The sequence below is a fragment of the Bacillus sp. TL12 genome, assembly GCF_022625245.1.
Classification (GTDB): domain Bacteria; phylum Bacillota; class Bacilli; order Bacillales; family Bacillaceae_G; genus Bacillus_A.
The window spans coordinates 140,194-164,749 of the sequence record NZ_JAJJBY010000005.1 but is presented as its reverse complement, the minus strand read 5'-3'; the positions used below and the strand labels follow the sequence as shown (position 1 = coordinate 164,749).

Here is a 24,556-nt window from a genome sequence, read left to right as displayed (position 1 = left end):
GTTTACTATATGATGCGAGTAGCAAAAGTGTTTCTTCAATCCGTGCTTCTTATCACCATTAATATGCCAGAAGTAAATGAAAAAGTACCTTTTTCCACAACGAGTTCATTACTAATACAAAGCGTCGATCCCCATTCTATCGTTTTATCAGTGAGAGGATATTTAAAACCACAAAGTGTAATACCTTTTACAATTTCCGTAACAGGCACAAAAGATACGTATGGAAATTGCTCCTTTTCTTCAATTATATATGTACCTACTTTTTTTACAGAGATTTCATTTTTATTATCGACGATATACATTTCAGTATATGCTTCCAGTCCTTTTAAAAGCATCTGTATGTTCGCTAATCCATGATCAAGCCTTCCACCTGTAGCGCCAAAAATACGAATCAAATCCGGTTTTTGCTCCAATGCCCAATGAATTGCAATTTCTAAATCCGTTTGATCTTTTTCGCGTAGAACAATATGCAACTCATCTGTCTGTTTTTGCATCCACGCTAATTCTTCATCTGTAACTGAGTCATAGTCACCAAATGCAACTGTTGGCATGATTCCTCTTTGTAATAAACGATATACACCACGGTCAACTGCCGCCCATACAACTTCCTCATTTTCATACCGAGATAAATCAGCGCAGTACTCCTCAGGCCCTCCAGCTAGTATATGAATAATCATCTTTTCTTCCCCTTCTATAGAAAAAGACAATCTGCCAGTCGGTAGATTGCCTTTTTCACATTTTTCCCGTTCTAACAGGTCATGAAAGTTTTCTTACATCTATTCCTTATCCACGAATTACGCGAATTGCCTCACCGCGGTCTTTTTGATTATATACTGCTGATCCAGCTACAAGGACATTTGCTCCAGCTTCTACACAAAGTCTCGCAGTCGCAGCGTTTACACCACCATCAACTTCAATTTCTACTTGTAAATTGCGCTCTTTGACCATTTCTGCAACTTGTTTAATTTTCGGTAATACAGAATGAATAAACTTCTGTCCGCCAAATCCTGGATTTACTGTCATAAGTAATACCATATCAACATCTTCTAATACATGTTCAACCATTGACACTGGTGTATGCGGGTTTAATACCACTCCCGCTTTGATACCATGTGATTTAATTAATTGAATCGTACGATGTAAATGTGAACATGCCTCTACATGGACAGTAATAATATCCGCTCCAGCCTTCGCAAAAGTAGGGATATAATTATCAGGATTTTCAATCATCAAATGTACATCTAATGGTAAGGATGTAATTGGACGAATTGCCTCTACAATTAGCGGACCAATTGTAATGTTCGGAACAAAATGTCCATCCATTACATCAACATGGATATAATCCGCTCCGCCTTTTTCTACATCTTTAATTTCTTCCCCTAATTTTGAAAAATCTGCTGATAAAATCGATGGTGCAATTTTAACCATGACTAATACCTCGGCTTTCTCTCTCTAATTTCTTCTACGAATTGTTTATAATGTTCGTAACGATAATGGGTAATCTTCCCTTCCTCTACCGCAGCTTTCACCGCGCATTTTGGTTCAGAAAGATGTGTACACCCTCTAAATTTACAGTATTGACTCTCTTCTTTCAACTCTGGAAAACAATATGTAAGATCTTCTACTTCTATATCGATAAAATCAAGAGAACTAAACCCCGGTGTATCTGCTACCAGACCACTTCCAACCGAAATCAATTCTACGTGTCTTGTCGTATGCTTACCACGCCCTAAATGCGAAGAGATATCATTTGTTTTCAGCGCTAAATCTGGGCGTAATACGTTTAACATGGATGATTTTCCTACACCAGATTGTCCTGCAACCACTGATACACAACCTTCTAAAAATGGTTTTAAAATATCAATACTTTCTGATGTGTTGATTGAAGTAAATAGCACATCATATCCCATTTCACGATAATCCTTTGCATAAGATTCAACGGTTTCTCGCATCTTTTCACTAACTAAATCCATTTTACTAATACAAATAATCGGTTTAATGTTATGATATTCAATTAAAACCAGAAATCGATCTAACAATCCAGGGTTAAAATCTGGTTCAACTGCCGAGAAAACAAGGATTGCTTGATCAACATTGGCGATTGGCGGTCTAACAAGTTCATTCTTTCGCTCAAAAACCTCCAAAACATACCCTTCATTCGGATTCTCTGCTTGAAAAACTACTTGATCTCCTACAAGCGGTGTAATTTTATTTTTTCTGAATACACCACGACCACGGCATTGTGTAATACCACCTTCATGCTGCACATAATAAAAACCGCTTAAAGCTTTTATAATTTTTCCTTCTGCCATATAACTCTCCTTTATTCTATATAAAATGAAATGATTATCAGTCCCTGATCAAGTAGGGTTATATATATTATTAACCCTCTCTCAAAATTTCGAGACGGAGTAATGGGATAAGACTGACTGTTTACCAGTTTAGATTACCCTTTATTCCTACTTTACTTTTAGGCTGTTCTTCTATTTCAAATCACAACTTCTCGTCCTTTTTCTGCCCACGTTAACAGCATAACAGGCACGAGTAACAAATTCCACTGTCCATACAAAGAAGGTGGAATCCACTAAATGGAGACACACCTTTACTCGGCCGGATATGGCACTTCTTTATCAATGATTGTTGTTCCATCTCGAACAATCTTATAATGTCCTTTTGTTCCTTCTTGAATCACAAATTCTAAAGAAATAGTAGTTGATTCCGTTATCGTTCGTGTTTCAATCGGCTTATCCATTTTTTGCGCCATATCTTCTTTGTAAATTTCTATTGTCTGCGGCTTTTTCTCACCTTCTACAGGAGATTCATATGGGATTGCAATATTATCAACTTTTACAGTCTTCGTTACTTTCGGTTTTGGCCCATCTGATATAGTAACCGTTACTTTATCTCCTTCTTTTAAAGGTGTTCCCGGTTTTGGTGATTGTGAAATCACTAAACCTTTCTCAACTGTATCTGAATACTCTCTTTTTATATTAGAGATCAGTTTATTTTCATTCAAATAGCTATTCACATAATTTTCGGTCCAACCTGAAAAATCACCAAGCCTAATTTGATAAGGCCCCTTACTTATCCAAACTTTCACATCTTGCTCTGCTTCCACAATCATTTGATCAGCCGCTGGACTCTGGTCTAAAATTTGACCTTTCGGTTTATCGCTTTCAATATAGGATGGAACAATAATTTTATATTTTCCTTCTAATTCGTCCTTCAAGCTCTCAAAATCTTTTCCGATTAAATTACTCATTTTGTTCTTTTTTTTCCCACCGGATTGATAGATTGTGATTTTAGAACTTTCCTTTACAACTCTTCCTGCTACTGGATTTGTTTTAATTACTTTCCCAGCTTCAACATCATCTGTATAAACAATGTTAGGCTCAGCAACTTCAAATCCTTTCTCAACAAGAGCATTAACAGCAGTCTCATACTTCATACCAGATACATCCGGGATTTTCACATCTTTTGGTATAAAGAATCCTGGAATTACAGTAAGAGCTAACGTTATACCAATTGCTAAAAGTAAAAATGTTGTAATTAGTACTTTCAACCATTTATTACTTCGCTTTTTTTCTACCTTTGGTTTGGCTTCTTCACTTTTTATCTGCCCATCGGCTTTGTTTCCATTCAATACAATTGTTTCATCACTTACATTTCCAAACAATTGCTCTTGTTGAATAATCGGAATGGCCTTCGTCGCTTCCATATCTTCCGGTATATAAAACGGTTGTTCATTAATACGTTCTGGATATAGCGCTGTTTCAACATCTCTCTTCATCGCATTAGCAGACTGATACCGATGAAACGGATCTTTTGCAGTTGCTTTTAAAATAATATTTTCTACACTTTGTGGAATATCTGGATTCCAACGTTTTGGAGATGGTGTTTCATTCTGTAAATGCTTTAAAGCTATCGCAACCGCAGACTCTCCTGAAAATGGTTGTCGCCCTGTTAACAATTCAAACATTACAATTCCAAGTGAATAAATGTCTGATTGTTTATTCGCTATCCCTCCGCGTGCTTGCTCTGGAGACAAATAATGAACCGAACCAAGCACTGAGTTCGTATGCGTTATCGTCGTTGCACTTGTAGCTGTCGCAATTCCAAAATCGGTTACTTTCACAACTCCATCATTCCGAATTAGAATGTTATGTGGCTTTATATCTCGATGTACAATTTCAAAATGATGAGCATGTGCCATTGCAGATGTTAACTGTTCCATAATATCAAGAGCTTCTCCTATAGGTAACATTCCACGCTGATTTATGTATTGCTTCAATGTTTGCCCAGGTACATACTCCATAACAAGATAATAAATCCCATCTTCTTCACCAACATCATACATACTCACAATATTCGGATGCGACAACGTTGTAACAGATTGCGCTTCTCGATGGAAACGTTTGATAAACTCATCATTATTTGCATAATCGAGTCGTAATATTTTTACCGCTACATCCCGGCCCAGTATATCATCATGAGCCAAATATACATTGGCCATTCCTCCGCCACCAATCATTTTCAGTAGCTTGTAGCGGTCATTTAGGCGTTTTCCAATCAGCACGTTGTAATTCACCTACTTTCGTTTGCCGAACCCGTATAATCAACAATGACAAGGGTAATATTATCTTCTCCACCACGATCATTCGCAAGTTGAACAAGACACTCCCCCTTTGTCTCGAGTTGTTCGTTTAATAGCAAAATTTTTCGCATATCATCCATAGCAACTTTATTTGATAATCCGTCAGAGCAAAGAAGCAGTTGATCATTTTCTTCTAACACTAATGTTTTCACATCTAATCCAACTTTTTCTTCTGTTCCAAGCGCTCGTAAAAGCACATTCTTTTTTGGATGATACTCTGCATCTTCTTTTGAAATCTCACCATATCTCACAAGCTCATTTACAAGTGAATGATCTTCGGTTATAAGCGAAATCTCTCCATCTGATAACATGTAACAACGACTATCTCCTATATGTCCAATTGTTACAAATCCCGCCGTACAAATCGCAACAATAACAGTAGTTCCCATGCCACTACATTCAGTATGCTTCTTCGAGTATTCGTATACCCTCTCGTTAATCATTTCAACGTTTGTATGTAACCATTCTTCTGCTTTTTTTGGTGTATCCATATTATACGTTTGCTTCCAATAATCATGGAATAATTGAATGGCCATCGAGCTAGCAACATCGCCTGCTCGATGACCTCCCATTCCATCAGCTACTACAGCTAAAATATCTCCATCTAAATTATGAAAAACTCCTGCACTATCTTCATTGTGTTGACGAACTTTACCTTTATCCGATAGAAACACGGCTTTCATCTTGTCACCTCGTCTCTTCTTTGCGCTCCTTTGCACGCAACTGACCGCAGGCAGCATCAATATCATGACCTTGTTCACGGCGAATCGTTACATTTACTCCACGGTCTTTTAGCGTTTTTTCAAATAAGAAAATTTGCTCACGTGGCGTTCTTACATAATCACGCTCTGGTACGTAGTTTACCGGAATTAAGTTCACATGACACTTTACACCTTTTAACAATTGAGCAAGTTCTTCAGCGTGCTCAACTTGGTCGTTTTCTCCTCCAAATAAGCCATATTCAAATGTAATACGACGACCCGTTCTATTTACATAATATTTAATAGCCTCCATTAAATCCGGCAATTTATAAGCACGGTTAATTGGCATTAATTTTGAACGTAATTCTGTATTTGGAGCGTGCAATGAAATCGCAAAGTTAATTTGCATATCTTCTTCAGCGAATTTATAAATTTTTGGGATAATTCCACTTGTTGAAACCGTCATATGACGTGCACCAATATGGATTCCTTTCTCATGATTTACAATGCGTAGGAATGCCATTAAATTATCGTAATTATCAAACGGCTCACCAATACCCATTACAACAAGGGAACTCACGCGCTCTTCCGTTTCATCAAGCGCACGTTGAACCTCAACCACTTGTGCTACAATTTCCCCAGCTTCTAGATTTCGTTTTAAACCACCTAGTGTAGATGCACAAAACGTACATCCAATACGACATCCAACCTGAGTTGTTACACAAATGGAATTTCCATATTCATGTCGCATTAATACTGTTTCAATAGAATAACCATCGTATAGTTGGAATAAAAATTTAATCGTTCCATCTGAAGATGTTTGTTTTACTAACGTATTTAAAGTAGTTATATCAAAGGAATTCGACAATTTATCACGCAATCCTTTGGAAAGGTTTGTCATATCCTCATAATTTTTCACACGTTTTTTATATAACCAATCAAAAATTTGACCTGCACGGAATTTCGGTTCCCCTTGTTCCTTTAACCAATCTTGCATTTCATGAAGTTGTAAAGAGTAAATAGATGGTTTTTTCGTTTCTAGATTTTTCTTTTGTTTTCTTACAGTTGTTTCCATGATGCTACACCTTCTTTCTTAAACAAGCAATATAAAAGCCATCTGTTGCAAAATAATGCGGTAAAATTTGTACTTGTCCTTCATTTATATAAGGACGTAACTTTTCTGGCATGCGCTCTTTCATAGTAGTATCCCATTCAAATTCAGGATGCTCTTGTAAAAATTGCTCTATTACTTGCTCATTCTCTATTTTTTCAATTGTACACGTACTATAAACAAGGCGACCACCTGCTTTTAACAGAGGAGCTACCTTTTCTAGTATCGATAGCTGAATTGTCGACAGTCTTTCACTATCTCCTTTTTCTTTACCTAATTTAATATCAGGTTTACGTCTGATTACACCAAACCCAGAGCAAGGTGCATCTACTAATATTTTATCAAAACTTTCACTTGCAAAATGTTCTTGAACTTTTCTAGCATCAAGTGCCTTCGTTTCAACATTTTCTAGACCAAGACGCTTCGCTTGTTGCTGAATTAAGCGAACTTTATGTGGATGCAAATCAAGTGACATCACCTGTCCCGTTCCCTTTAAGCGCTCTGCAATATGCGTTGTTTTTCCGCCAGGTGCCGCACAGCTATCTAAAACCTTATCTCCTTCTGCTGGTTCTAGAGCACGTGCAACAAGCATAGAGCTTTCATCTTGAATAGAAAGGAAACCTTTTTGGAATGCTTCTGTATGGGCCACATTTCCTTTTTCAATTTGAATCGCATCATCAGATAAATCTCCGCTTTGCGCTTCGACACCTTCTTGCTTTAGTAAATCAATTGCTTCTTCTACCATTACTTTATCAACATTCACACGTGCTGTTGGTACAGGGGGCAACATATTTACTTCACACATTTTCTCTGCAGTTTCTAAATCATATGCTGTCGTCCATTCTTGTACAAGCCACTCTGGATGACTCGTTGCAACAGCAAGTCGTTTTACAGGGTTTTGTATTTCATCTAAGGACGGGACACCTTCACGCTGAATAGAACGTAATACCCCATTTACCATTCCGGCAATCCCTTTATGCCCACGACGTTTTGCAATTTCAACTGCTTCATGAATTACCGCTCTTTCTGGAACACGATCTAAATATATCATTTGATATAAGGACAGACGTAGTAAAACTTTTACCCATGCCTCTACTTTTTTCCTTAAAAATGGTTGTAAATAATAATCTAGTGTATCACGACGTTGAATCGTCCCATAAACAATTTCTGTTAACAGTCCAACATCTTTTCTATCAATTTGACTCTTCTCAATTAAATTATTTAAAAGCAAATTGCTATAAGCACCGCTTTTTTCAACTTGCATTAAACCATCGAGAGCTAACTCACGAACATTTTGTCTCATGCGTCTTCTCCTAACTTCGTACCAATTTCAGGTTTTGTTCCACGTAAAAATTGCGAACAGCTCATACGTTTTTTACCAGATGGCTGCAACTCAGTAATTTTCACTCCAGTTTCATTTCCTGTCGCCACAACGAAACCATCTTCTTCAATTGCTACAATAGAACCCGCTTCAGCCTGCATAGTTACAGGAACTTTTTCGCCCCACCATACTTTTACAACTTGTTCTGCTAAAGTCGTATAAGCAACTGGCCATGGATTTAAACCGCGAATGTGATTGTACACTTCTTCTCCAGTTTTCGTCCAATCGATTTTTTCTTGTTCGCGCTTAATATTATACGCAAATGTTACTTCAGCTTCGTTTTGTTTAATCGGCTCTAATTTTCCTTGGATTAATAAAGGAACTGTTTTCGATAATAAGTGAGCTCCAGCTTCACTTAATTTATCAAATAATGAACCAGTTGTTTCACGTTCTTCAATTTCAACTTCCACTTGCGTTAAAATATCACCAGCATCTAATTTTTCCACCATATACATAATTGTGATACCTGTCTTTTCTTTTCCTTGCATGATGGAATAATGAATTGGTGCACCACCGCGAAGTTCTGGAAGTAAGGAAGCATGGACGTTAATACATCCGTACTTTGGTGCCTCTAAAATTTCGTTTGGTATAATTTGCCCAAACGCAGCTGTTACAATTAAATCTGGCTCTAACGCCAATACTTTTTCATATTCATCTTTTTCACGAATTTTTAACGGTTGTAATACCGGGATACCGTGTTTTTCCGCTTCAACCTTAACAGGTGTTGGTGTCATAACCTTTTTTCTTCCTACCGGGCGATCAGGCTGCGTTACAACACCTATTACATCATATCCATCTTCAATAAGACGACGAAGCACCGGTACAGAAAAGTCCGGTGTTCCCATAAACACTACTTTTATCATTCAAAAACCGCTCCTTTTACATCTCTTCTAATTCGTTTTCCTCATAATATCTCGTCACTTTTGACGTGAATAATACACCGTGTAAATGATCGATTTCATGTTGGATTGCGCGTGCTAGGAAATCATCTGCCTCTAATAAAAAGATTTTACCACGACGATTTTGTGCACGTACTTTAATATACTCCGCACGCTCCACTTCACCATAAAGTCCCGGAAAGCTTAAGCAACCTTCGGGACCTACTTGTTCACCACGTTTTTCTAAAATAACCGGATTAATGAGTTCGATTTTTCCCGTATCATCACCAATATCAACAACTGCTACTTGCAAACTTACCCCGACTTGCGGTGCTGCTAAACCGACTCCATCTGCAACTAACATTGTTTCGTGCATATCTTTTAATAAATTCACTAACTTCTTATCAAAGTTAATTACCCGTTCACATGGGGTTTCTAACACTTCATCTGGGTGCTTTACAATTTCTAAAACTGCCATATTTTCCTCCACTACATTAACATTGTTGGATTAAAGTCGATTGAGATCTGCAAATCTTTTTGCATTTCCGCTTGATAATGTTCATTTACCATTTTGAGCACGTACTTTAAGTTTGGTTCCCGCTTGTATTTTATCATGCATTGGTATCGATATCTATCTTTTATCCTTGGAATTGCTGAAGCAACTGGTCCTAGCACCATTGTTTGCTGCAAGCAATGCGTTCGTAAATAACTGACAATTTTTTCCGTTACTTGTACTGCTTTTAATAACTCTGGATGTGAAACGGTTACAAGCGCAACATAGTAGTACGGTGGATATTGCCTCATTTTTCTCATTTGCATTTCTTGTTCAAAAAATACATCATACTGCTGATTCTTTGCTAATTCTACACTATAGTGTTCTGGCGTGTACGTTTGAATCACTACTTCTCCCGGTAATTCATGTCGTCCTGCACGTCCACTTACCTGTGTTAATAACTGATACGTTTTTTCACTTGCCCTGAAATCTGGTAAATGCAGCATCGTATCAGCTGTTAAGACACCAACAAGTGTAACCTTTGGAAAATCAAGCCCTTTAGCAATCATTTGTGTACCAAGTAAGATATCCGCTTTCTCTTCACCGAACGCTTTTAATAGTTTTTCGTGCATCCCTTTACGACTCGTCGTGTCAACATCCATACGGATAACCCGCGCCTCTGGAAATAACTTTGTAATTTCTTCTTCTACCTTTTGCGTTCCTGTACCAAAGAAACGAATATGCGAACTATTACAAGCAGGACAAGCAGTTGGCATATTTTCCTCATAACTACAATAGTGACATTTTAAACGATGATTCATTTTATGATAAGTGAGTGATATATCACAATGAGGACATTGTACGACATAACCACAATCACGGCACATGACAAACGTTGAATGACCTCTTCGATTTAAAAAAAGTACCATTTGTTCTTTCTTATTTAATCGATCCGCTATTTTCTCATGAAGTAATTTAGAGAACATAGAGCGATTTCCATCACGCAATTCCTCACGCATATCAACAATTTCCACTGTCGGCAATTCTTGTTCATTCATACGCTTTTGCATTGTTAATAGCTCATAAACACCCTTCTTCGCTCTAGCAAACGATTCAAGTGTCGGTGTTGCACTACCGAGTACGATTGGACAATTATGATATTGACCTCTCCAGACGGCGACATCTCTAGCGTGATACTTTGGATTATCTTCTTGTTTATAGCTTGATTCATGTTCTTCATCAATAATAATAATTCCTAAATTTTCAAATGGCGCAAAAACAGCAGAGCGTGCTCCAACGACCACCTTCACTTCTTTCCGTAAAATTTTTCGCCATTCATCATATTTTTCACCAACAGAAAGTGCACTATGAAGAACCGCAACTTGCGAGCCAAATCGTCCTTTAAAACGGTCCACCATTTGCGGCGTTAACGCAATTTCCGGAACGAGAACAATGGCTTCTTTTCCTTTTTTTAACACCGCAGCAATGGATTGCAAATACACTTCTGTTTTACCGCTTCCTGTAACACCATATAGTAAAAATGGATTATATGTTTCATTTTCGATAGATGACAAAATAGGTGTAATCACTTGGTTTTGTTCATCCGTGAGTGGAAATGGCTTTGTCTGTTCAAAAGCCTCATCATCATATGGATTACGATATACTTCAACATACTTTTCTAAAAGCAACCCTTTTTTCACAAGCGACTTTACTGGTGCATCTGTTATTTGTAGTTCTTCTGTTAACGTTTTTAAGGCCACACTGTGATAATTTTCTACAAAGTAATAAAGTACATCTTGCTGTTTTTTACTTTTCAGCTCAAATGCAGCTGCCTCTAATTGTTCCTGTGGCAATTCTGGCTGAACCACTCTTTGTTTCTTCTTTTGCACTTTATCCTTTACTTTATAGATGACTTCAATCGTTCCATTTGTTATCTCTTTTTGAATCGTACGATACATATGTGGATGCGTGGCAATTTCTTCCCAATCTATCGCTTCTTTTCCTTGAAACCAATCACGAATTTCCGGCGCTACTTCTTCTGGTTTATGCAGCTGTAGTCGCTTTTTATACGTTGCTTTTATTGCAGTTGGAAGCATAACTTGAAAAGCTGAAATTGTATAACATAACGTTTCATCCGTCAGCCAAAATCCAATTTTCAATAATTCCTCATTTAAAACTGGAGTAACATCTAGTATTTCATGTAATGCTTTTAACTTCTTACTTTCCACATCGACTGAATCTTTTATTTCAATAATAAAACCTTGTAATTTTCTTGGACCAAATGGAACGACTACACGCATACCTGTTTGTACAATATCTTCCCATTTCTTTGGGATAACATAATCAAACGGGCGGTCTGTTTGACGTGCCGGTACATCAACGATTACACTTGCAAATTTCATATATGATCCTCTTCTAACATTGCTTCGATTTGCAGTAAGATTTCACGTGCAACTTCTTTCTTTGTTAAAAGAGGCAGTCGAATAACTTCTCCATCTTTTCTATACATTGTTACAATATTTGTATCTGTACCAAATCCTGCTCCTTGTGCTTTTACATCGTTTGCAACAATCATATTCGCATTTTTTTCACGTAATTTTTTCGTTGCATATTCTTCTATATTTGTCGTTTCAGCAGCAAAACCGACAAGTACCTGATGTTCTTTTTTCTCACCGAGTGTTTTTAAAATATCGATTGTTCTCTCTAATTCAATGATTGCATCGCCACTTTTCTTTTTCATTTTCTGATCATGCATAATTTTCGGGCGATAATCTGCTACTGCAGCTGTTTTAATGACAACATCCATAAATCCATAATGTTGCATGACAGCTTCTAACATTTCTTGTGCAGATTCTACTTGCACAGTTGTTACATTTACAGGCGGTGTTATTGCAGTCGGACCTGAAACAAGAATGACATCCGCTCCTAAATTAGCCGCAACTTCCGCTAGAGCATAACCCATTTTTCCTGAAGAAAAATTTGTCATAAAACGTACCGGATCAATTTTTTCTCGAGTTGGGCCAGCTGTTACTAAAATTTTCTTCCCTTTTAATGGTCTATGTTCTGAAAAAGCTTCTTGCAATCGAGCGAGAATCGTTTCCGGTTCTTCTAATCGACCTTTCGCAACATATCCACATGCTAAAAAGCCTTCTCCAGGCTCAATAAATGTATATCCTAACGATTTTAACGTCATCATATTCTTTTGAACAATTTTATTTTCATACATATGCACATTCATCGCAGGTGCAATCCAAACTGGTGCTGTAGTAGCTAGCAATGTTGTTGTAATCATATCATCAGCAATACCATTTGCTAGTTTTCCGATACAGTTTGCTGTCGCTGGAGCAACAAGTACAACGTCTGCCCAATCTGCTAAATCAATATGAGCAATAACTGCAGAATCTTTTTCATCAAACGTATCCGTGTATACATCATGGCGAGAAAGCGCTTGAAATGTAAGAGGTGTAACAAACTTCATAGCTGATTCACTCATCATTACTTTTACAAGTGCTCCTGCTTGTGTTAATTTACTCGTTAACGCAGCCGCTTTAAAAACAGCAATGCCTCCTGTTACACATAGAAGTATCTTTTTCCCTTTTAGCATATGACTCGTCCTCTTTCTTTTTCAAACTTATTCTGTTGAAATATATTTATTTTAGCTTGTCAGCGCTAGCAGTTCACGAAATAAAACCTATTTCTTTTTAACTCAGTTCTATCGTAAAAAAATAACAACCTACTTGTAAATAGGTTGTTACCGTTACATAGAAAAGTATAAAGTCTATGTTTTCATTTGTCGAAGAGAATGCCTTACTCAGACACTTTCTCTTCGCTTGGTACATAATTTAACGCTTCCGCATCAATTTCTTCCAATGCTTTGCCTACACATTTATGAGAAACAGGTTTTTCAACAACACAGTTGTTAGCTATTTGCATTTCACGTGCGCGTTTTGCAGCTACCGTTACTAATGTATATTTAGAGTCGATTTTTTTTAGTAATGAATCAATTGATGGATTTAACATATTATATACCCTCCGTCATTTCTTTATAATATTTTGCTACTCTTTCGCGGCGACAATGTTCACCAACCACAATAGCTTTAATGCGGTCACAAGCAAGTTCTACTCTATCATTTTCTACTACGTAGTCATAAGCATCCATCATTTCGATTTCTTCTTTTGCTACAGTTAAACGATTTTCAATTACATCTTCAGTCTCTGTACCACGACCTACGATTCGGTTCTTTAGTTCTGATAGGCTTGGAGGAGCTAAGAAAATAAATACACCTTCTGGGAAGGCCTTCTTCACTTGAATTGCTCCTTGAACTTCAATTTCTAAGAACACATCTTTTCCTTCTTGTAATGTCTTTTCGACATAATCAATTGGTGTTCCATAGTAATTTCCAACGAACTCTGCCCACTCAAGTAACTTTTCGTTACGAATCATTTCTTCAAACTCTTCTCTCTCTTTAAAGAAATAATCCACACCATCCACTTCACCCTCACGTGGTTTGCGTGTTGTTACTGAAATAGAGTATTGAAACTTTGTATCTTCATGGCTGAACAGCTCTTTACGAACTGTCCCTTTCCCAACGCCAGAAGGTCCTGAAAGAACGATGAGCAACCCTCTTCTACTTCTCATAAATATGTAAAACCTACCCTTCCTCACTTAAATCTTCTTTATTATTTAAACGATGTGCAATCGTCTCTGGCTGAATTGGACTTAATACAATATGCCCATCATCCATAACAATAACCGCCCTTGTTTTTCTCCCATACGTAGCATCAAGTAACACGTTATGTTCACGCGCTTCCTGCACTGTTCGTTTAATAGGAGCTGACTCCGGACTTACAATAGCAATAATTCGATGAGCAGATACGATGTTTCCATATCCAATATTTAAAAACCGCATGGCCATAGTTTGCGCCTCCTAGTAAGTCTATCCGATTTCTCCACCACGTATAACTTTATATATTTTTTGACAGCTACTCAATATTTTGTACCTGTTCACGAATTTTTTCAAGGTTATTTTTCATTTCTACAACATATTTTGAAATTGTTAAGTCGTTTGCCTTAGAGCCAATCGTATTAATCTCTCGATGCATCTCCTGTACAATAAAGTCCATTTTCCTTCCAACAGGCTCTGCAATTTCAAGCGCTTCACGAAATTGATCTAAATGACTTTGTAAACGAACTAATTCTTCATGAATATCCGAGCGCTCTGCAAACATCGCTACCTCGGTTAACAGTCGTTGTTCATCTAAATCCTGATTATGTAATTCTTTCAATCGACTTTCTAATCGTTCACGATATCTTTGAATGACAATTGGGGCATGCGGGATAATCGCATTCACACAATTGTGAATTTCTTGTAAACGATATGCTATATCTTTATGTAATCGTTCTCCTTCGCCATCCCTCATCGTTTTTAACATACGAGCAGCTTGGCGAACAGCTTCATATAAATTTTGCTCAAATTGTTCATTTACATTTTCCATTTCTTCAATCGCCGTTACTTCTGGCATTGCCATTAATTGTTGAAGTGTAATGGAGTCTTGTAATTGAAATTTCATTTTCACGTCTTCCATAATGGATCTATACTGCTCAAGAAGTGGCCAATTCACACTTAACTTTCTTTCAATAAGCCCTTCCCCTGTAATAATAATAGACACTTCAATACGTCCGCGGCGAACTTGTTCTGCAATTAACTTACGAATTTTATCTTCAAAAACCATCATTTGTTTCGGAAGTCGAATGTTCATCTCTAAAAAACGATGATTCACTGACTTCATTTCTACTGTAATTTGAAAAGCGTCGTTTTCCACCTTCGCTCGTCCAAATCCTGTCATACTAGAAATCATCTTTATCACATCCAAGGCATGAAATAACTCAATGAAAAAGGTAATAGAGATATAGCTCTACTACCTTTTGTAAATTATATCACATTTTCATATCATTGACTATTTCAAGTTTAGTCCTTTCTTATACAATACAGGCTTCTTTTTTTCCTTTTTCCCTGTCAATAAAGAACCGACTAATAAAAATGTTGGAATAGACGATAAACCAGCGATTAATAACCAATCTCTCGCTTGAATTGGCATTGTGCTAAAAATTGGTTGCAACGGTGGATAATAAATAACCACAAGCATTAACAACACCGAAATAATAACTGCTCCAACTAAATATATATTTCCAAAAGGATTACGATGGAATATAGAATGTTCACTCCGGCAGTCAAATACATGAATAAGCTGTGCTAAGACCAGTGTAGCAAAGGCTACTGTTTGCGCATATTTCAATTCATTTGGGTGCTGATTAAACGCAATAATAAATGCAAGTAAGGTTACAATACCAATTAAAAATCCCCGGCTCACAATTTTCCAAGCAAGCCCCCTTGCAAACACCCCTTCTTTCGGATGCCTTGGATTTCTGCGCATAACATCCCCTTCAGCTTTATCTAACCCAAGCGCCATTGCTGGTAAACCATCTGTCACTAAATTCACCCATAAAATTTGAATCGGAACCATTGGAAGCGGCAATGCAAGCATCATCGCAAACAACATCACTAAAATTTCTCCAACATTTGACGCTAATAAATAACGAATAAATTTCCGAATATTTTCATATATGTTTCTACCTTCTTTAATTGCCGATTTAATTGTAGCAAAATTGTCATCTAACAATACGAGAGAGGAGGCTTCTTTGGCCACATCCGTTCCGGTAATTCCCATCGCAATCCCAATATCAGCTGTTTTAATAGCCGGAGCATCATTCACTCCGTCACCTGTCATCGCCACAATATGATCTTTATTTTGAAGGGCCTTTACAATTTTTAACTTATGTTCCGGTGATACACGTGCAAACACATAAGTATCTTCCACAATATCTTCTAGTTCATCTACAGACATGTTTGCTAACTCTACACCCTCTACGACGCGACCATTTGGTGGTAAGATTCCTAGTTGTTCTGCAATAGCCATTGCTGTCACTTTATGATCTCCTGTAATCATTACCGTTTTAATACCAGCCTCTTTACACTCTTTTACAGCCTGTTTTACTTCTGGTCTTGGCGGGTCTATCATTCCTTGTATCCCAACAAGCATAAAATCTTTCTCTACTTCTCTTTCATGTTCAATTGAATCCGTTACTTTTAACGGCTTAAACGCCACTGCAATTGTTCTGAGCGCTTGACTCCCAAGACTATGAATAGCCGCCTGCACTTCTTTACGGTACAATTCACTTAAAGGTTGCTGTTTATTTCCCCACAAAATGGTTTGACTTATTTGTAAAAGAACATCAGGTGCTCCTTTTGTGACTACAAATTTTTTACCATCACGATCCCGAACGATAACACTCATCATCTTACGTGTGGAATCAAAAGGGAACTCATGAATAACTTCAAACTTCTCTTTCAAAGCTTCGCGTGATATTCCAGCTTTCATCGCCGCTGTAACAAGCGCACCTTCTGTCGGATCCCCATCTAAGACATACGCTTTTTTCTTCTTTACTATGTTAGCATTATTGCATAGACATCCAAATGTTAACAATTGATATAAAGACCTTGCAGATGTCGGATTAATCTTCTGTTCACCTTTCATGAATGCCCCAACAGGCTCGTACCCTTGCCCTGTTACATGCCATGTTTCGCCGCCTGACCACATATGTGTAACCATCATTTTATTTTGCGTCATCGTTCCTGTTTTGTCTGAACAAATAACAGAAGCACATCCTAAAGTTTCTACAGCTGGCAATTTCCGTACAATCGCTCTCTTCTTAATCATACGTTGTACACCAAGTGATAATGCGACCGTAACAATCGCTGGTAGTCCTTCGGGAATTGCCGCAACAGCAAGTGACACCCCTGCTAAAAACATATGATACACTTCATTTCCTTGATAGACCCCAGCTAGTACGACAAGTGCTGTTAAAATAAGTGCAACAATGATTAGAATCTTTCCGAGTTGTTCCAGCCTTCTTTGCAGCGGTGTTTCCATTTGTTCCGCATTTTGTAACATATTCGCAATCTGTCCCATAGCCGTATTCATTCCTGTTGCTACTACAACACCAACTCCAGAACCTCTCGTTATCATTGTCCCCATAAATGCCATGTTTTTTTGATCCCCAATTGCAACATCTTGACCTTTCAATGCTTCCACTTTCTTTTGAACAGGTACAGATTCACCTGTTAATGCCGATTCTTCAATATATAAACTAGATGCTTCAATAAGACGGATATCAGCTCCAATACGATCCCCGCTAGAGAATTTAATGACATCCCCAAGAACTAGCGCTTTTGATGGTGCCTTTATCCATTTTCCATTTCGTAAAACTATCACTTGCGGGGCGGCGAGTTCCTTTAAAGCTTCAAGTGATTTTTCTGCTTTTCGTTCCTGAAAAAAACCAAGAATCCCATTAATAATCACAATTGCTACAATCGCAATTGCATCAATATACTCTCCTAAAAATGCTGAAATAATAGTTGCACCGAATAAAACAAGTACCATAAAATCTTTAAATTGTGATAAAAATACAACGATTGCAGAAGGCCGCTTTGCTTCTTGTAATTCATTTGGACCTAGCTTCTTTAAGCGCCCTTCTGCTTCTTGCTCTGAAAGTCCTACTTTCACATTCGTATTCGCTCTTTCTTCCACTTCATTTGCACGCATTTCATACCAATTCATCTCGCTATCGACCTCCTGATTGCAGACATGCTCTAATGAAAGCTTATTCAGCCCCGTCCAAAAAAATGCTATAATTAACATTTAGTTAGAAAGGAGTGTTCATAATGGCATTCGATGGATTATTTACAAGAGCGATTACACATGAAATTGAAAATTCTCTTCAAACAGGAAGAATTTCAAAAATATATCAACCTTCAAAATATGAGATTTTGTTACATATTCGAGCGAATGGAAAAAATCAAAAATTAATTCTTTCCGCGCACCCTACCTATGCACGTATGCACCTTACAACTCAAAGCTATGATTCACCGGCGTTACCACCAATGTTTTGCATGCTTCTTCGCAAACATTTAGAAGGTGGATTTATTGAGAAAATTGAACAAATCGATTTAGAACGAATCATTCAAATTACTGTTCGAAGTCGTAACGAAATTGGTGATGAATCGTTAAAAACATTAGTCGTTGAAATTATGGGCCGTCACAGCAATATTATTTTAGTAGACGCGAAAACGAATATTATTTTAGATAGCCTAAAGCACGTTTCTTTAGCGGTAAATCGCCATCGTACTGTATATGCTGGAGCTGAGTATGTTGCACCACCAGCTCAACATAAAATCAATCCCTTGCAGATTGAAACACAAGCTGAATTTATTAGGCCACTAGATTTTTTAGCGGGAAATATGGATAAACAACTTGTAGGAGCATTTATGGGGATTTCTCCGTTATTCGCAAAAGAAGTTGTAAAAACAGCTGGTATGGTAAATGAAAAGACATTATCAGAAGCATTTTTCACATTACAAAAACCGCTGCAAGTACACCAATATGAACCAACAATGATAACTGCAAATGGAAAAGAGTTCTTTTATCTATTCCCACTCGGACACTTAAAAGGTGATGATAAAACATTCTTATCTGTGAGTGAATTATTAGATCGATTCTTCTTTGGAAAAGCAGAGCGCGACCGTGTAAAACAACAAGCTCATGATTTAGAGCGATTTATGCATAACGAAAAAACAAAGAACGAAAAGAAATTAATTAAATTACAAAAAACACTACAAGATGCCGGGAAGGCCGATAAATATCAATTATTTGGGGAGCTTCTTACAGCTAACATGTATGCATTAAAAAAAGGTGACAAAGAAATTGAAGTTGTGAACTACTACGATGAAAATAGTGGAACTATAAAGATTACGTTAGATCCGCTAAAAACACCGTCAGAGAACGCACAACGTTATTTCCAAAAGTATCAAAAAGCAAAAAATTCTGTCGCGATTGTAGAAGAACAAATTGAAAAAACAAATGAGGAGATCCTTTATTTTGATAGCTTACTGCAGCAAATGGAAGCTGCCTCTTCAAAAGATATTGAAGAAATTCGCGAAGAATTAGCTGAAGAAGGTTATATGCGTAATCGTAAATCAAAGAATGTAAAGAAAAAACCTACAAAACCAGTATTAGATAAATATATCGCTAGCGATGGAACTGAAATTTTCGTCGGTAAAAACAATAAACAAAACGACTATTTAACAACCAAATTTGCACGCCGTGATGAAATTTGGTTACATACGAAAGATATTCCTGGTTCTCACGTCCTCATTCGTTCATTAGAACCTACTGAAGAAACTTTATTAGAAGCTGCTAAACTCGCTGCTTATTACAGTAAAGCAAAAGATTCTAGCTCTGTTCCTGTAGATTTCACAAAGATTCGTCATGTCAAAAAACCGAGTGGTGCAAAACTTGGATTTGTTACATATGATAATCAACAAACGTTGTATGTAACACCAGATGCTGATACGGTGATGAAATTAAAAGCTTAAGATTATAGGAAACACAAATACGCAATGATTGTGAGTAATCATTGCGTGTTTTCTTATATAATTATATACTCCGTCTTTAACAAAGACTTTACCGCCTCATCTCCCCTCCAGCATGCCAATATAAATGATAAAAAAATTGACACTTTATATGTTTCATGTAAAGAATATAGACACAAATGAGAGTTACTCCCCCTTAACTTTTCGATATCTTAGGTAATAATCGTTTCTTATACAAAGACAATCACATTGGCACAATTATTGCTTCATATAAGAAGATGAAAGGGAGGAATCAAAATGACTTCAAGAATAGAAAAAATACAGAAACAACTAGATCACTACGGAATAGACGGATTACTAATTACAAAAAAAGAAAATCGTAGGTATACAACTGAATTTACAGGTAGCGCTGGAGTTGTCTTGCTATCTGCTACAAATGCTGTATTTATTACAGATTTCCGTTATACCGATCAAGCCAAAAAGCAAGTAAAAGAAGCCGACATCATTATGCATAAAGGAAACATAGAACAAGAGATTGCAAATCAAATAACAAAATTAAACATCAACAAGTTAGGGATAGAAGAAAACAATATGACTTTAAAACAATATAGCGCGTTAAAAAAATATACAAACATCGAACTTGTGCAAGTAAACGAACTAGTAGAAACAATCCGCGCTATTAAAGAAGATTCCGAAATCGAAACAATGAAAATCGCAGCTCGTATCGCAGATGAAACATTTCAACATATCACTCATTTTCTAAAACCCGGTGTATCAGAGTTTGATATCCGAGATGAATTAGAATTTTTCATGCGAAAAAAAGGAGCTTCCTCTTCCTCATTTGATATTATCATCGCCTCCGGAGTTCGCTCTTCTCTCCCACATGGAGTTGCTACAAGTAAGATAATTGAAAATGGGGATATCGTTACATTAGATTTTGGTGCACTCTATAATGGATATTGCTCCGATCTAACACGTACTGTTGCGATTGGAAGTTGCTCCAAAGAATTCGAAAAAATATATGGTATTGTATTAGAGGCATTACAACGAGGAACTGAAGCAATTAGGCCAGGTGAATCTGCAAAAACAATTGATGATGTGACAAGAAATTACATTACGGATCACGGCTACGGTGAATATTTTGGACATTCTACAGGCCATGGCGTTGGATTAGAAATTCATGAACCTCTTCGATTATCCCAAGATAGTAGCGCGACTCTGCAAGAAGGAATGGTTGTTACTGTCGAGCCGGGTATTTATATCCCAAATTGGGGCGGTTGTAGAATTGAAGATGATATTGTCATTACAAAAGATGGGCATGAGGTAATTACACAGGCCGATAGAAACCTCATTGTTATTGGATAATATTCCCTCTATGTAACGATTCTTTCTTTTAACACCGGGGAATTTTTCTTCTTTATTTAACAGGAATTTTTTTTGTATAGAGAAATCTTTCTCTGAAGAAATCATTTACTAGGAGGCATTTCTATTGAATTTTGTAATTGATAAGGTGGACGGATTAAACACAGAGTTCTCAAAACTTGTATCTATGATGAACTATGCACGTTATACAACGATGCAAGCTGTACAAGACTTAACGATTGAAGAACTCGATTATTTGTATGATGAAAATGCAAACTCTATCGGCATGCTGTTATATCATATGGCTGCAATTGAATTTTACTATCAGATTCATACTTTTGAAGATCGCGAACCAACAGAAGCTGAATTAGAACGCTGGTTACCAGGAGTTGAATTGGGTGACCTTGGACGTCAAACGATTAAAAATCAGCCAATAGACTACTACATAAATGTTCTACAAGAAGTTCGCACTAAAACGATCGCAACGTTTCAATCACTGCCTGATGAATGGCTCTATAACACAACGCCATTTTGGCACGATAAACCAGCAAATAACTATTTCAAATGGTTTCACGTCTTTGAAGACGAAATTAATCATCGGGGACAAATTCGATTGATTAAAAAAATGCAAAAGGCTCATTCTATAAAATAATAAAAAGTGCTATCTCTTAGCGAGGTAGCACTTTTTATGTTTTAGATTCGTTTACTAATAGTTTCCCATTTACTTTTGTGACAATTATTCCGATAACTACCAAAACAACAATTGAATATAGTGATTTATCAATATATAACCAACCTTGAAAAATCGGCATCGTGTTCATTTGTTTACCGCCTTCCATTAATATGAATGGCAATATCGTTACTAAAATAACAAACTCAGCACTTAAAACAAGTTTCTTTTTTCGACTATATGTTTTCCATTCGTCCCAGCGATATAGTAAAGCAAAAATTAATCCAACTATAGTAATCATTGCTACTATCCAGTCACTTTCAATAAATCGACTTGAAATAATAGATACAATTAAACAAGTTAATATACCATAAAACCCTATTTTTTCCTTCATAACCTTCTCCTCTCTAAAATAACTATCGACTCTCATCACAATACTCATAAGAATAACAAATGAGCCTCTTCCTTAATTCCATTTTTAGTTTTTTTTGTATCATAACATCCATTTATTAATTTTGTCATTACAGTACATGAAATTATATTTCTTCACACTTCCTATACTCACACACTCACATTTCTTTCATAAAATAAACTACACAAACGCCTAAAGGATGTGAGCCTAATGGGAGTAGACTTAACACTTCTGCACGTCCTCTATATTCTTTGTTTACTTACAATTATTACTTTTTTCATTCTCCGAAAAGATACAACCATCATTTGTATCTTTTTTATCTTTCTACTATGTCTAACTGCAACACATTCTATTCCTCTTGCTGTTAACGGGATTTTTCAAAGTTTTATCTATGCTATTACTGAACTACTACCAACGATTTTAATCATCTCCATTATTGTTTCAATGAGTAATTTACTCGTACAAACCGGAATAAACGATACAGTGATCCCTTGGGCACTTATCCCTGCAGCAGCTATTTGTAAAGTAGATCCATTTGAACTTGCGCGCCGAAATTTTTTACCGGTCATAATCGGTTTACTCGTCACGACAGTTGTAGCGATGTTCCTTTTATTTGCTTACGGTTTATCCCTCTTCTCCAATTGTTAAAATATACTGATTTTGAAGAGGTTTTTTTCATTACGTACCGAAATTATATTAGGAGAACAATTATTTTAAACGTTAACAAAAAACACATTACTTCTAAAAAAAGGGGACATAATCATGAATGAATTGATGTTCGTCTTGTTTATTTGTCCAGCACTTATTTTTATTGTTTCAGTAATTGGAACACGTAGAACAAAAACATATTACGTGATGCCAATTGTAACGTTTGCTATTTTTCTTATATTAGGAGTTACATTGTTTCCCCCATCCTTTTTCTTTTGGGTTGGCATGTATAGCATTTTCTCCTTTATCGTTTCTTATATGACTTTATTATTTGTAAAAGGATATGAGATGATAGAAAGGAAACACTAATATCTTTTATATACACTTAAACAAGCAAAAAGTTGACTTCCTTTCCGAGTAAAGGAAGTCAACTTTTTTACGTTTTCTATTCATTTGGATAATATATTGTCATACTCATTCTAGCCAATGTTTCTCCTGAATTATAATATGTATGGGGTCGATCTGCCTTAAACCTAATAGAATCCCCACTTCTTAATTGATACTCACCCTCACTTATACGAATCGTTACTTCTCCATCAAAAACGGTGATAAATTCCTCCGTTCCTTCTTTATGAGAGTCAGAATGTAATATTCCTTCTTTTTCAATTTCAACAGCGTATACTTCAAAGCGTCTATCTTCTTGGAACGGAAAAGAAGGATATACTCTATATCTCCCGCCGTCTTCAGACAGTACTTGAATTTCATTTTTTAAAACAACTGTAGTATCAGGCTCTGGATTATTTATTAAAGAAGTGAAGGAAACCTTTAATCCGTTAGCTATTTTCCAAATCGTTGTCAATGTTGGGCTTGATTCTCCTCTTTCAATTTGTCCGATCATCGCTTTGCTTACTCCACTTAATTGAGAGACCTTTTCTAAGCTTAATTTTTCTTTCTCCCTAATTGCTTTTAAATTTCTGGCAAGAATAAGATGAATTTCTTCCATAAAAAATCACTCCTATACCATTTACACTATAACGCTCGTTATGTATAATAAAACAAACAACGTTATAATGTTCATTTCGGATATTATAACATACATCCATAAAAGGGAGGACTAACAATGCCTTTATTTTCATTTTTGTTATTTGTTGTTATTAGTAGTTTTACGCCAGGTCCCAATAATATTATGGCAATGACATTTGCGAATAAACACGGTTTAAAAGAAACATTTAAATTTTGTTTAGGAGTTAGTTTTGGATTCTTTGTCATTACGTTATTATGTAGTATTTTTAATATTATTCTCACTAGTGCGCTGCCACTCATTGAAACTCCTTTAACTCTTTTAGGTGTAGGCTATATGTTATATTTGGCTTTTAAAATCCTCACTAGCCATGGAAATGCTAAAGAAAATGCCAATAAAGATCAAAATCTTTTCTTCATCGGTATCTTATTACAATTTATAAATCCAAAAGGAATTCTTTTTGGTCTTACCGTCGTAGCAACTTTTATTATCCCCTATTACAATTCATATTCTAGTTATCTTCTTTTCTCCTTATTTTTAGGCATAGTCGGTTTAATGAGTACATTTAGTTGGAGCCTCTTTGGAGCGATGTTTCAAAAGTTTTTATTGCAATATAGGAAGCAATTTAATGTCGCCATGGCTGTTTTATTAGTATTTAGCGCTATGTCCATTCTTGTGCAGTAAATACAAAATACTCTTACATTTGTTTCTCACATAAAAAAACGACCGCGTTTC

At 36.5% G+C, this 24,556-nt stretch carries 23 protein-coding genes and 1 pseudogene; 6 read left to right on the top strand and 18 right to left on the bottom strand.

Translation table 11 applies throughout. The features are described 5' to 3' along the window. Positions 1 to 35: 35 nt before the first annotated feature. From LOK41_RS07125 to LOK41_RS07050, 16 genes are all read right to left on the bottom strand, one after another. A complete protein-coding gene (locus tag LOK41_RS07125) occupies positions 36 to 677 on the bottom strand; it encodes a thiamine diphosphokinase (RefSeq protein ID WP_241815838.1) in 642 nt (213 codons plus the stop codon). Positions 678 to 783: 106 nt separating this feature from the next. Beyond that, the gene (gene rpe, locus LOK41_RS07120) at positions 784 to 1,428 is read right to left on the bottom strand and encodes a ribulose-phosphate 3-epimerase (RefSeq protein WP_241815837.1); all 645 of its coding nucleotides are present in this window, start codon (positions 1,426 to 1,428) and stop codon (positions 784 to 786) included. 2 nt (positions 1,429 to 1,430) lie between these two features. Beyond that, positions 1,431 to 2,312 carry a ribosome small subunit-dependent GTPase A gene (gene rsgA, locus LOK41_RS07115; protein ID WP_241815836.1) on the bottom strand — a complete coding sequence of 294 codons (882 nt, stop codon included), beginning with the start codon at positions 2,310 to 2,312 and terminating at the stop codon, positions 1,431 to 1,433. Positions 2,313 to 2,602: 290 nt separating this feature from the next. Further along, positions 2,603 to 4,576, bottom strand: coding sequence for a Stk1 family PASTA domain-containing Ser/Thr kinase (gene pknB, locus LOK41_RS07110; RefSeq protein WP_241815835.1), 1,974 nt, complete (start codon positions 4,574 to 4,576; stop codon positions 2,603 to 2,605). Positions 4,577 to 4,584: 8 nt separating this feature from the next. Then, complete coding sequence (locus LOK41_RS07105) at positions 4,585 to 5,337, bottom strand: Stp1/IreP family PP2C-type Ser/Thr phosphatase (protein WP_174101792.1); 753 nt, start codon at positions 5,335 to 5,337, stop codon at positions 4,585 to 4,587. A 4-nt stretch (positions 5,338 to 5,341) separates the two neighbouring features. Continuing rightward, positions 5,342 to 6,430 (bottom strand): dual-specificity RNA methyltransferase RlmN, encoded by a 1,089-nt coding sequence (gene rlmN, locus LOK41_RS07100; protein ID WP_174101790.1) that lies wholly within the window; start codon positions 6,428 to 6,430, stop codon positions 5,342 to 5,344. Positions 6,431 to 6,434: 4 nt separating this feature from the next. Next, on the bottom strand, positions 6,435 to 7,769 hold the full coding sequence (gene rsmB, locus LOK41_RS07095) for a 16S rRNA (cytosine(967)-C(5))-methyltransferase RsmB (RefSeq protein ID WP_241815834.1): 1,335 nt from the start codon (positions 7,767 to 7,769) through the stop codon (positions 6,435 to 6,437). Continuing rightward, entirely contained in the window at positions 7,766 to 8,710 is a 945-nt protein-coding gene (fmt, locus tag LOK41_RS07090) for a methionyl-tRNA formyltransferase (protein WP_174101787.1), read from the bottom strand. Before fmt ends, rsmB begins: the two co-directional genes overlap by 4 nt. A 16-nt stretch (positions 8,711 to 8,726) precedes the next feature. Continuing rightward, positions 8,727 to 9,203 (bottom strand): peptide deformylase, encoded by a 477-nt coding sequence (gene def / locus LOK41_RS07085; protein WP_016115989.1) that lies wholly within the window; start codon positions 9,201 to 9,203, stop codon positions 8,727 to 8,729. An 11-nt stretch (positions 9,204 to 9,214) separates the two neighbouring features. Next, positions 9,215 to 11,620, bottom strand: a complete 2,406-nt coding sequence (gene priA / locus LOK41_RS07080) for a primosomal protein N' (protein WP_241815833.1) — start codon at positions 11,618 to 11,620, stop codon at positions 9,215 to 9,217. Beyond that, on the bottom strand, positions 11,617 to 12,822 hold the full coding sequence (gene coaBC, locus LOK41_RS07075; RefSeq protein ID WP_241815832.1) for a bifunctional phosphopantothenoylcysteine decarboxylase/phosphopantothenate--cysteine ligase CoaBC: 1,206 nt from the start codon (positions 12,820 to 12,822) through the stop codon (positions 11,617 to 11,619). Before coaBC ends, priA begins: the two co-directional genes overlap by 4 nt. A 203-nt stretch (positions 12,823 to 13,025) precedes the next feature. Continuing rightward, positions 13,026 to 13,238 carry a DNA-directed RNA polymerase subunit omega gene (gene rpoZ, locus LOK41_RS07070; protein WP_241815831.1) on the bottom strand — a complete coding sequence of 71 codons (213 nt, stop codon included), beginning with the start codon at positions 13,236 to 13,238 and terminating at the stop codon, positions 13,026 to 13,028. Position 13,239: 1 nt separating this feature from the next. After that, positions 13,240 to 13,857 (bottom strand): guanylate kinase, encoded by a 618-nt coding sequence (gene gmk / locus LOK41_RS07065; RefSeq protein WP_241815830.1) that lies wholly within the window; start codon positions 13,855 to 13,857, stop codon positions 13,240 to 13,242. Positions 13,858 to 13,870: 13 nt separating this feature from the next. After that, positions 13,871 to 14,134, bottom strand: coding sequence for an extracellular matrix/biofilm regulator RemA (remA, locus tag LOK41_RS07060; RefSeq protein ID WP_001251459.1), 264 nt, complete (start codon positions 14,132 to 14,134; stop codon positions 13,871 to 13,873). 67 nt (positions 14,135 to 14,201) lie between these two features. After that, the gene (locus LOK41_RS07055) at positions 14,202 to 15,077 is read right to left on the bottom strand and encodes a YicC/YloC family endoribonuclease (RefSeq protein WP_174101782.1); all 876 of its coding nucleotides are present in this window, start codon (positions 15,075 to 15,077) and stop codon (positions 14,202 to 14,204) included. A gap of 99 nt (positions 15,078 to 15,176) precedes the next feature. Next, entirely contained in the window at positions 15,177 to 17,897 is a 2,721-nt protein-coding gene (locus LOK41_RS07050; RefSeq protein ID WP_241815829.1) for a calcium-translocating P-type ATPase, SERCA-type, read from the bottom strand. 104 nt (positions 17,898 to 18,001) lie between these two features. Between LOK41_RS07050 and LOK41_RS07045 the strand changes: the two genes are divergently transcribed. From LOK41_RS07045 to LOK41_RS07035, 3 genes are all read left to right on the top strand, one after another. Beyond that, complete coding sequence (locus tag LOK41_RS07045; RefSeq protein WP_241815828.1) at positions 18,002 to 19,711, top strand: Rqc2 family fibronectin-binding protein; 1,710 nt, start codon at positions 18,002 to 18,004, stop codon at positions 19,709 to 19,711. Positions 19,712 to 20,005: 294 nt separating this feature from the next. After that, a complete protein-coding gene (locus LOK41_RS07040; protein ID WP_241815827.1) occupies positions 20,006 to 21,073 on the top strand; it encodes a M24 family metallopeptidase in 1,068 nt (355 codons plus the stop codon). A 124-nt stretch (positions 21,074 to 21,197) separates the two neighbouring features. Next, the gene (locus LOK41_RS07035) at positions 21,198 to 21,722 is read left to right on the top strand and encodes a DinB family protein (RefSeq protein ID WP_241815826.1); all 525 of its coding nucleotides are present in this window, start codon (positions 21,198 to 21,200) and stop codon (positions 21,720 to 21,722) included. A gap of 34 nt (positions 21,723 to 21,756) precedes the next feature. Here LOK41_RS07035 and LOK41_RS07030 read toward each other — a convergent pair whose 3' ends face one another. After that, complete coding sequence (locus tag LOK41_RS07030) at positions 21,757 to 22,134, bottom strand: YoqO family protein (protein WP_241815825.1); 378 nt, start codon at positions 22,132 to 22,134, stop codon at positions 21,757 to 21,759. Positions 22,135 to 22,632: 498 nt separating this feature from the next. On the opposite strand from LOK41_RS07030, the pseudogene LOK41_RS07020 reads away from it, so the two are divergent. Both LOK41_RS07020 and LOK41_RS07015 read left to right on the top strand, forming a co-directional pair. After that, positions 22,633 to 22,800: pseudogene (locus LOK41_RS07020) on the top strand (hypothetical protein); the annotation flags it as partial. A 114-nt stretch (positions 22,801 to 22,914) separates the two neighbouring features. Continuing rightward, complete coding sequence (locus LOK41_RS07015; protein ID WP_174103974.1) at positions 22,915 to 23,169, top strand: YbeF family protein; 255 nt, start codon at positions 22,915 to 22,917, stop codon at positions 23,167 to 23,169. A gap of 76 nt (positions 23,170 to 23,245) precedes the next feature. On the opposite strand, the gene LOK41_RS07010 is transcribed toward LOK41_RS07015, so the two are convergent. Then, positions 23,246 to 23,803 (bottom strand): helix-turn-helix domain-containing protein, encoded by a 558-nt coding sequence (locus LOK41_RS07010; RefSeq protein WP_241815824.1) that lies wholly within the window; start codon positions 23,801 to 23,803, stop codon positions 23,246 to 23,248. Between the two features lie 117 nt (positions 23,804 to 23,920). Between LOK41_RS07010 and LOK41_RS07005 the strand changes: the two genes are divergently transcribed. Continuing rightward, positions 23,921 to 24,505 (top strand): LysE family transporter, encoded by a 585-nt coding sequence (locus LOK41_RS07005; protein ID WP_174103976.1) that lies wholly within the window; start codon positions 23,921 to 23,923, stop codon positions 24,503 to 24,505. Positions 24,506 to 24,556: the final 51 nt, after the last annotated feature.

What these genes read in the sequence shown, in the direction of transcription:
- def (WP_016115989.1), bottom strand. Translation starts at nt 9,203, where the DNA reads ATGGCAGTTTTAGAAATTGTAAAGCACCCAGATGAAGTGTTAGAAACC.
- rlmN (WP_174101790.1), bottom strand. Translation starts at nt 6,430, where the DNA reads ATGGAAACAACTGTAAGAAAACAAAAGAAAAATCTAGAAACGAAAAAA.
- priA (WP_241815833.1), bottom strand. Translation starts at nt 11,620, where the DNA reads ATGAAATTTGCAAGTGTAATCGTTGATGTACCGGCACGTCAAACAGAC.
- LOK41_RS07010 (WP_241815824.1), bottom strand. Translation starts at nt 23,803, where the DNA reads ATGGAAGAAATTCATCTTATTCTTGCCAGAAATTTAAAAGCAATTAGG.
- fmt (WP_174101787.1), bottom strand. Translation starts at nt 8,710, where the DNA reads ATGATAAAAGTAGTGTTTATGGGAACACCGGACTTTTCTGTACCGGTG.
- LOK41_RS07055 (WP_174101782.1), bottom strand. Translation starts at nt 15,077, where the DNA reads ATGATTTCTAGTATGACAGGATTTGGACGAGCGAAGGTGGAAAACGAC.
- remA (WP_001251459.1), bottom strand. Translation starts at nt 14,134, where the DNA reads ATGGCCATGCGGTTTTTAAATATTGGATATGGAAACATCGTATCTGCT.
- LOK41_RS07045 (WP_241815828.1), top strand. Translation starts at nt 18,002, where the DNA reads ATGGCATTCGATGGATTATTTACAAGAGCGATTACACATGAAATTGAA.
- coaBC (WP_241815832.1), bottom strand. Translation starts at nt 12,822, where the DNA reads ATGCTAAAAGGGAAAAAGATACTTCTATGTGTAACAGGAGGCATTGCT.
- rpoZ (WP_241815831.1), bottom strand. Translation starts at nt 13,238, where the DNA reads ATGTTAAATCCATCAATTGATTCATTACTAAAAAAAATCGACTCTAAA.
- gmk (WP_241815830.1), bottom strand. Translation starts at nt 13,857, where the DNA reads ATGAGAAGTAGAAGAGGGTTGCTCATCGTTCTTTCAGGACCTTCTGGC.
- LOK41_RS07030 (WP_241815825.1), bottom strand. Translation starts at nt 22,134, where the DNA reads ATGAAGGAAAAAATAGGGTTTTATGGTATATTAACTTGTTTAATTGTA.
- LOK41_RS07005 (WP_174103976.1), top strand. Translation starts at nt 23,921, where the DNA reads ATGCCTTTATTTTCATTTTTGTTATTTGTTGTTATTAGTAGTTTTACG.
- LOK41_RS07015 (WP_174103974.1), top strand. Translation starts at nt 22,915, where the DNA reads ATGAATGAATTGATGTTCGTCTTGTTTATTTGTCCAGCACTTATTTTT.
- LOK41_RS07050 (WP_241815829.1), bottom strand. Translation starts at nt 17,897, where the DNA reads ATGAATTGGTATGAAATGCGTGCAAATGAAGTGGAAGAAAGAGCGAAT.
- rpe (WP_241815837.1), bottom strand. Translation starts at nt 1,428, where the DNA reads ATGGTTAAAATTGCACCATCGATTTTATCAGCAGATTTTTCAAAATTA.
- rsgA (WP_241815836.1), bottom strand. Translation starts at nt 2,312, where the DNA reads ATGGCAGAAGGAAAAATTATAAAAGCTTTAAGCGGTTTTTATTATGTG.
- LOK41_RS07125 (WP_241815838.1), bottom strand. Translation starts at nt 677, where the DNA reads ATGATTATTCATATACTAGCTGGAGGGCCTGAGGAGTACTGCGCTGAT.
- LOK41_RS07040 (WP_241815827.1), top strand. Translation starts at nt 20,006, where the DNA reads ATGACTTCAAGAATAGAAAAAATACAGAAACAACTAGATCACTACGGA.
- rsmB (WP_241815834.1), bottom strand. Translation starts at nt 7,769, where the DNA reads ATGAGACAAAATGTTCGTGAGTTAGCTCTCGATGGTTTAATGCAAGTT.
- LOK41_RS07105 (WP_174101792.1), bottom strand. Translation starts at nt 5,337, where the DNA reads ATGAAAGCCGTGTTTCTATCGGATAAAGGTAAAGTTCGTCAACACAAT.